Raw genomic sequence first — 1,500 nt, forward strand, 5'->3', positions numbered from 1 at the left:
CAGCGCGGCGGCGCCGAGCCACGACCGGGCCGACGGGCCGGCGATGCCGTGCAGCGCGAGCTCGGCCGAGGCATCGCTCAGCTTGCACTGGGCGCGCAGCACGAACATCGACAAGCGCTTCAGCGTCGGCGCCAGCAGGTCGGCGCTGCAGGCGAGCAGCAGCTCGTCAGGGGCCGGTTGCCACACCACGAAGCTCGCGAGCAGCCGGCCCTTCGCCGAGCAGTAGCCGGCCAGCCGGGCGCGGCCGGCGCCGAGTTGCGTGACGTCGCTGGTCAACTGGCCGTGCAGGAAGGAGGCGGCGTCGGCGCCGCGGGCGCGGATCACGCCCCAGTCGTTCAGGGTCGCGATGCCGTCGAGGGGATGGGTTGTGCGCATTGGATACAAGCCGTGCAGAAGTGCCGATTATCATCAGCGCCCGTCATCGGGTCCCGACCGGGGTCTCCGGACCTTTTTCCGATCCTCCCGCCGTGAAATTCCTGCGCCGTCTCTTCTTGCTGGTGTTCGTGCTGGCCCTCCTCGTCGCCGGCGCTGCGGCCGGTGGCGTGTATTGGTGGCTGCAGCAGCCGCTGCCGCTGAATGCCGATGCGGTCGAGGTGTCGATCGAGCCCGGCACCTCGCCGCGCGAGGTCGCATTCGCCTGGACCCAGGCCGGTGTGCAGGCCCCGCCGGTCCTGCTGTATGAATGGTTCCGCTGGTCCGGCCAGGCGCGCAAGATCCGCGCCGGCAGCTATGCGATCGTGCGCGGCATCACGCCGCGCGGCCTGCTCGACAAGATGGTGCGCGGCGACGAGGTGCTGGCCACGGTGCGCCTGATCGAAGGCTGGACCTTCCGCCAGTTCCGCGCCGAACTCGCGAAGGCCGAGAACCTGAAGCAGACCACCACCGGCATGACCGACGCGCAGCTGATGGCCGCGATCGGCGCGGCCGGCGTGGCGCCGGAGGGCCGCTTCTATCCCGACACCTATGCCTACAGCAAGGGCGCGAGCGATGTCGCGGTGCTGAAGCGGGCGCAGCGCGCGATGCAGCGCCAGCTGGAGCTGGCCTGGGCCGAGCGCGCCGCGAACACGCCGCTGCGCAATGCCGACGAGGCGCTGACGCTGGCGTCGATCGTCGAGAAGGAAACCGGCACGCCGGCCGACCGCAGCCGCGTGGCCGGCGTGTTCACGAACCGGCTGCGCATCGGCATGGCGCTGCAGACCGACCCGACGGTGATCTACGGGCTCGGCGAGAGCTTCGACGGCAACCTGCGCAAGCGCGACCTGACCACCGACGGCCCGTACAACACCTACCTGCGCACCGGCCTGCCGCCGACGCCGATCGCGATGCCGGGGCGCGCCTCGCTGCTCGCCGCGGTGCGGCCCGAAGCCACCAAGGCCTTGTATTTCGTGGCCCGCGGCGACGGCAGCAGCCAGTTCAGCGAGACGCTGGCCGAGCATAATCGCGCGGTCAACCAATACCAGAAGTAGCAGCCCAGTGCCCGTGCGCGGACGATTCATCACC

The 1,500-nt window shown here is 70.6% G+C and carries 2 protein-coding genes; one reads left to right on the top strand and one right to left on the bottom strand.

Going from position 1 to position 1,500, the window contains the following annotated elements; translation table 11 throughout:
* A partial coding sequence (locus tag AC1D15_RS31670) for a YgfZ/GcvT domain-containing protein (protein WP_477829168.1) occupies window positions 1–375 on the bottom strand: 375 nt, incomplete at its 3' end.
* Between the two features lie 101 nt (window positions 376–476).
* On the opposite strand from AC1D15_RS31670, the gene mltG reads away from it, so the two are divergent.
* On the top strand, window positions 477–1,466 hold the full coding sequence (gene mltG, locus AC1D15_RS31675; protein ID WP_477829169.1) for an endolytic transglycosylase MltG: 990 nt from the start codon (window positions 477–479) through the stop codon (window positions 1,464–1,466).
* The last annotated feature ends 34 nt before the right edge of the window (window positions 1,467–1,500 follow it).

Source organism: Rhizobacter sp. P2_H2 (assembly GCF_056403375.1).